The sequence below is a fragment of the Aromatoleum evansii genome (assembly GCF_012910805.1).
GTDB classification, from domain to species: domain Bacteria; phylum Pseudomonadota; class Gammaproteobacteria; order Burkholderiales; family Rhodocyclaceae; genus Aromatoleum; species Aromatoleum evansii.
Window position 1 is genome coordinate 20575 of the sequence record NZ_WTVK01000067.1, and the last position, 6526, is coordinate 27100.

Consider the following 6526-nt stretch of genomic DNA (forward strand, 5'->3'; position numbering starts at 1 on the left):
AACTCCGGGAGGCGTTGCCGAATTATACCGGAGGCATTGACGCGTGCGCTGCGAACGGGGTTTTTCTACAGCCTCAACGTTTGCCTTCAGCGGGCGACAAAAAGCGCAAGCTTTTTGACGGTCCGCTGCAAGCACTTGTTAGCGCAGTGCTCCGCGAGCGGCACCGCGCGGAATGAGGAAAGGACACGTGTTGCGTGCCACAGAACAAACGGCACGAGGGGAGATTCAGAGCTAATCTATGATTACTTCTCGACTAAACGACATTCCGACACTGCTAGGAACGAAAAATTGGATGAGGCGGGTAAGTGACGCGCTCGCGACCGTTCCTTGAAGCTGCTCGCTGATTGTGCCAAACGCCTGCGTGGATTCCGCGACGCCTGAATCGCCCCGGGTTTCCTAGACGGTTCCGTTCTTCAAGAAATACTGCCGCTCGAACTCTACCGGCGAGAGCTGGTTGGTGAAACTGTGGCGTCGTCGCGGGTTGTAGAAGAGCTCGATGTAATCGAACACGTCCGAGCGCGCCTGTGCCCGATCCGTGTAGACCTTCCGCTTGATCCGCTCGCGCTTGAGCAGCTGAAAGAAGCTTTCCGCCACCGCGTTGTCGTGGCAGTTGCCGCGTCGGCTCATACTTGGCACCAGCCGGTGCGCCTTCAGGAAGTCTTGCCAGTCGTGGCTACTGAACTGGCTGCCTTGATCCGAATGCACCACCACCTCCTCGGTGGGTTTGCGGCGCCACACTGCCATTAGCAAGGCGTTCAACGCCAGTTCCTTGGTCATCCGCTCGCCCATAGACCAGCCAACAACCTGGCGGGAGAACAGATCGAGCACCGCACACAGATACAACCACCCCTCATGCGTGCGGATGTAGGTGATGTCGGTGACCCAGCTCTTGTTCGGAGCTTTCGGGGCAAACTGGCGCTCGAGCAGGTTCGGCGCGACCACTGCCGGCCGCCCACCGTATCGACCAGGGCGGCGTCCATAGCCGGTGTGTGAGCGCAACCCCGCCAAGCGCATCAGCCGCGCCACGCGATGCTTGCCACACGGTTCGCCCATGTCGTGCAGATCGTTACGGATCTTGCGATAGCCATAGACGTGCCCGCTGGCTTCCCAGCATTGTGTGATCAGCGCTCCGACGCGCTGGTCGTCGCCAGAACGTGCGGAGACGGGTTGCTGCTTCCACGCGTAGTAACCGCTCGGATGGACCGCCATCGTTGAACACAGGCGACGCACCGAATACTGCGCCGCGTGGGCGTCGATGAAGGCGTACTTCACCCGGACTGCTTGGCAAAGTACGCGGCGGCCTTTTTTAGGATGTCGCGCTCCTCGGTCACGCGCCGCAACTCGGCCTTCAGCCGCCGGATCTCGTCGGCCTGGCTGTCGTGCTGGGCGCGCTGCTCCGCGGGAACGGAATAGCGCTTGATCCAGGTGTAAAGGCTATACGCGCTCACCCCGAGTCGCACGGACACCTCGGCAACCGGATGCCCCCGTTCGGTCACCTGCTTGACCGCTTCGATCTTGAACTCTTCGGTGAAACGCTGCTGCGCCTTCTTCGTTTCCATCAACACCTCCATGAAACCTCATTGTGAGGCAAAAGGGTGTCTAGGAAACCCGGGGCGATTCATTTTACTTCCTCACGCTGCGAGGACTTCGTTGATGCGATGACGGTTCAAACCGACGCGGGCGACCCTGGTTAATTCAAAGGCGGCGACGCCAGACCGACTAACGAATGAGGGCCCCGCGCGGCGCATTGTCATCAGGGCCAGAGCGCGTGTCGCTCACCAACAGGCCGTATGTAGAGCTGCAGTTTGTCCCGACTCGAATCGACGAATGAACGAACGACGCGCGAGGAATAAGGAGCGAGGAAATGCGGTGCACCTAGAAAATCCCGGTTGAAATCCGGGGGAGTCCATGTAGTTTGAATTCAGCGGACGGCGAAAAGCGCAGCTTTTTGACGGTCCGCTGGAATGATTTGTTGGGCACAACGTTACAGCCCGATGACCCTATTCCAGTCTGCAATATACATATAAATTCTCTGATATTCACTTGGCAGTAACGTTCTGTTATGAGCGATGAAATTTCTTGTTTTCTCAAGCTCATCCATTCGCTGCTTTAGCCAATGCTGAGAAGGAATAAGTGCCTCAAAGTGAGACCACTTTTCAAGAATTATCGAAGAAAGATGACCAAAATCAACAAAGCCCAGCGTGTCTGCTTTTTCTCCTTCAAGCCATGAATCAGCGAACGCGGTTTTTTGTCGAGACTCTGCATGATTTTTTATTTTTATCGGCAGCTTTTCGATCCAGTCCGCCCCCTCTTTTTCTTCGAGAGTTTCTCTAATTAGCGAGCGAACTTCATTTTCGAAGCAATGGAGTACAGCGTAAAGTCGTGCCATTTCAAGGGCGCTATTTCTTCTTGCAACGCTAAACGCTGATAGCGCTTCAGAAAGAAGCCTTTCTTCTGCTTGGCCATGATCTGCACCGACTTGTATTCCGGCGGACTGAAACTGACCAGCCTCTGACTCGAACATCAAACCACGGAACATGTAGTCGCGCAGATCCTTCCGCAGATCAATCAAGGAGATGCTCCTTCAGAGACTTGAATATGGCGTTGAAAACCTCGATGTCTTTTGTCGCAGGTAAATGAATTTGAATGTTGTAGTGCAACGAAGGCCGTCCATGCCCTTTGGACTGTATTTCAGTAGCAATGACAGACGGTTGCGATTCGGCTGGCTTAAGAGCGATTTTCGCTTCTGATTTTGGCTCTGGACTTTCGGACAGATCGGCTAGGTCAAGCAACGCATAAAACGTGTTAGCCATCAACTTTGCCGTGGTTGGAGAGGCGTTATGTGTGCTTTTGAACTTTCCTTCAATGAGTTGCCGGTCCCCGTTGGATGGTTTGGCTTTAATGGTAAATAGATCACTGTAGGCCTCGCGTATTGCCTCTCCCATTATTCTTTTTGAATTGGCGGTATTGCGATATTCGTGATATCTGCTGGTGGGGGAGCCATCCGACGAAAGAAAACCAAGAGCCTTCAAGAGTGGAATTACTGCTCTGTAATTCGAAGAGGCATATCCCCAATCTTTGAGATGCTGTGTCGTAAATTTGTCCGGCGCGGCTCCGTCAGAGATGCGAGCAAACACCTCGGGAAGCTGTCCGTAGATCTGTACGTAAGCATTGGTCAAAGACATTCAGAGTTCTCCATGCATTTCTAATGGGGCCCAACGTATGGTCGACACCAAGTGTCGGCGTAAAGGTGTTATTGGACATGTCGGATAACACGACATGCCGTGTAAGTTATTGATCCTGAGTGTAGCACCCCTCCAATCGATCTGCATTGCTGCAAATATGACGGAGCGTGCTCGCGGAGAGCTGCCGCTGAACCGCGCCACGTGGGCGACGGCGAGTGCGGGCGGGATCAGAAAATCTGCTCGCCCAACTGCTCCACCAGCGCCGCCGGATCGACGTCCGGTACCTCGAATTCAAGATCGTCCAGCGACAAATCGAACGGTTCGCCTTCGCGGTAGGTGACGGGGAAACGGACGCCGAATTCGAGGCCTGATCCCAATTCGTAGGCGGCGAGTTCGAAGCGTTCGTCGTAGAGGCTGGCGCCGAGCACGGTGACGGCGACGTAGCCGGAGACGTCGAAGCGGAAGCTGGGTTGGGCGTGGAGGGAGGCTTCGGCGTCGATTTCGAGGCCCTGCGAGGGCATCCAGTCGATGTGCACGCTGGCTTCGGCCGCGCCGGAGATGCCGAGGGTGCCGCCGATCTCCAGGCCGCCGGTGGCGCTGGCGCCGGTGATGCCGAGGCCGACGCCGGCGCGGGCGCCCAGTCTCAAGCCGGCTTCGGCGGGGACGTTGAGGTGGGCGTCGCCGGTGACGTGGGTGTTTTCCTCGTGCGAGGGGTTGTATTCGATGCCGACGCGCAGCTGGTCGAGCGCGCCGGGGCCGATGCTGGCGTTGGCGCTGAGGTTGCCGCCGACTTCGGCGACGACGCCGGGGATGATGGGGATCTGCGTCGACATGCCGAAGAGGCGCTTGTCGTATTCGAGCTTGGAGAAGATCTCGAGCGAGCTGGGCAGGGCGATTTCGCCGGAGACGGTGATTTCGCCGTTGGGGTCGAGGCGCAGGCCCGCGGTGCCTTGCAGCCAGGGGGCGATCTGGATGGTGGCGGAGCCGCTGCCGTAGACGACGATGGGGGCGTCGGGGCCGCTCGGGGGGCCGCCGGGGTTGCCGTCTTCGCCGATGCTGCGGTTGGTGGCGCCGACGGTGATGGTGCCGGAGAGCATACCGCGTTCGAAGGCGCCGCTGAACTGGGCGTCGAAGGCGCCGTCGTCGTAGGTGACGGTGAGCTGCGAATCGACGCCGGGGATGGCGGGTTCGGCGGTGCCGCTGGCGGAGACTTTCCAGTCGCCGTCGGTCTGCTCGCATTCGACGTGGATGGAGCCGGAGCGGATCGCGGGGTTGGCGGTCAGCGCGACGTCGCCGGCGATGTTGAGGCCGTTTTCGCCCTGGGTGATGGCGATGGAGGCGGCGCTGACGCCGGGCACGGAGAGTTCGGCGCTGCCGTTGAAGGCCCAGCGGCCTTCGTTGACGCTGACTGTGGCGGTGGCGCTCTTGATGCCCTTGATCTTGTCGGGGGTGTCGATGCCGATGGTGCCTTCGGCGCCGAACTGGCCGTTGCGCCACCAGGCGCTGACGCGGGCGCGGTCGAAGAGGGAGCGCTCGAAGGTGAAGCCGCCTTCGAAGGCGACGCCGCCGGTGGTCGACACGGAGGCGGCGAGTTCGCCGCTGCCGGCGCCTTCGATGGAGTAGATGACCTGGCCGCCGAGGCCCAGGCCGCGCGCGGTGGAGTAGAAGACGCTGACGTAGGCGTCGTCGATGGTGGTGCGCGGGATGGGCAGGCTGATCTGCTCGGGGCCGTAGTCGAGCGAGAAGCTGAGGTCGCGCCCGCGCAGGCGCACGGTGATCGGGGCGTTGAGGAGCGGGATCGAGGGGGTGAGCTCGCCGTCGGCGGAGAGTTCGCCGTCTTCGGTGGTGATGGTGGTGAAGCTGACCGGGCTGAGCTTGGCGTATTCGAGGTTGAGCGCGGGCAGCGCGGAGGGGTAGCCGCGGTATTCGCCGTCGCCGTTGAGGGAGATGGTGACCGCGGGGGTGGCGGGCTGCCAGTCGGCGGGGAGGTCCCATTCGGCGGACAGCGATCCGACCGGGCCTTCCGGGTTGCCGGTGTTGTCGGTGAGGTTGAGCGCGGTGATCCGGAGGCCGGCCAGCGCGCGTGCCTGCGTGCGGCTGATGCTCGGCGCGGCGCCGGGGCGGTGGCGGAAGCGGGCGACTTCGATGCCGCCGGGCCCGGAGCTGAGGATGAATTCCTCGGCGGTGCCGGCCGTGTCGTTGTCCTCGGCGGCGTTGGGTGGGCTGGCGGTGGCGAGGGGCTGGGCTTCCTCGATCTCGGTCTTGGTCCACCACGCGGAGGCGCCCGCGGCCGAGCCTCCGCCGGTGGCGGCGGCGCTGGTGAACACGACGTCGTGCTGGCGCAGGAAGCGGCCGCGGTCGGGCTTGGGGTCGAAGGTGTCGAGGAAGGCGTCGACCTTGCGATAGATGCCGCTGCGGATGGTGCCGCCGGAGCTGCTGTTCGACGGCTGGTCGAGCAGTTCCATGTTCTCGACGCTGTTGCCGACGCCGGATCCCATCTGGCCGGAGACCTGCAGCTCGACGATGTGGTCGACCTGGAACTGCGCGACCTTGCGGCCGCGGCGGTCCCAGCCGGGGATGCGCAGCATCGTCTGCAGCTCGGAGAGGCGCTTGGACGTGAGGCGTGCGCCGCGGTGGGGCTTGAGGCGGATGCGGCCGTTGGCGTCGGCGGGGACGGGGATGTTGCGTTCGCCCAGACGCGCGCGGACGGCGTCGGCGCCGACCTGCACCTGGCTGTTCCACACGGAGCGCTGGTCGGCGCCCTCGCGGCCGTAGCCGCGCACGCGCTTGAGGTTGCCGGCGGCGGCGAGGCTGCTGTAGAGCGGCAGGTGGCGCGACTTGACGGCGGGGATTTCGAGGCGTTCGAGCGCGGTGAGGGCCGCGGCGGTGCGGTCGGTCTCGTGGTAGCGGGCGTTCATCGCCGGCTCGATCGCGCGCGCAAGGACTGGCGCGGCCTGGCCGTCCTGCTGCACGACGTGGGCGAGCTCGTGGGCGAGGAGGTGGCGGCCTTCCTCGGTATCCGGGGCGAAGGCGCCGGGGGCGAGGTAGATGTCGCGCCCGGAGGTGAAGGCGCGCGCGCCCAGCGCGGCGGTGAGGCGGGCGGCCTCGGCGTCGGTGTGCACGCGGACGTCGGCGAAGTCGCGGCCGAAGTGGCCTTCGAGCGGGGCGCGGGCGTCGGGTGCAAGCGGTTCGCCGCGGCCGCGGCGTTCGGCGACGCGGCCGGCGGCGTAGGCGGGAAGGAGGGCGGCAGATGAGGCTGCGGTAGCGCCGCCGCCTGTCGGGGAAGCGGCCGCGGCGTCGGGCGTGGATGGGCCGGCGTCGGTTTCGCCGGATGCCGGGGC

Annotated in this window: 4 protein-coding genes; all 4 read right to left on the reverse strand. The window is 62.5% G+C overall.

From position 1 onward, the window contains the following. Positions 1-396: 396 nt before the first annotated feature. Positions 397-1559, reverse strand: a protein-coding gene (locus tag GO615_RS23660; protein ID WP_422614280.1) for an IS3 family transposase whose coding sequence is annotated in 2 segments (ribosomal slippage) — positions 397-1301 and positions 1301-1559 — 1164 coding nt in all. Because the reading frame shifts where the segments join, the coding sequence is not laid out codon by codon here. Positions 1560-1984: 425 nt separating this feature from the next. Further along, a complete protein-coding gene (locus tag GO615_RS23665) occupies positions 1985-2572 on the reverse strand; it encodes a Swt1 family HEPN domain-containing protein (RefSeq protein ID WP_211167327.1) in 588 nt (195 codons plus the stop codon). Next, positions 2565-3185, reverse strand: a complete 621-nt coding sequence (locus GO615_RS23670) for a DUF5343 domain-containing protein (RefSeq protein WP_169132341.1) — start codon at positions 3183-3185, stop codon at positions 2565-2567. The genes GO615_RS23665 and GO615_RS23670 overlap by 8 nt, the downstream gene beginning before the upstream one ends. Positions 3186-3412: 227 nt before the next feature. Then, positions 3413-6526 (reverse strand): DUF4157 domain-containing protein (locus GO615_RS23675; RefSeq protein ID WP_169132342.1); only part of this gene is annotated, 3114 nt, incomplete at its 5' end.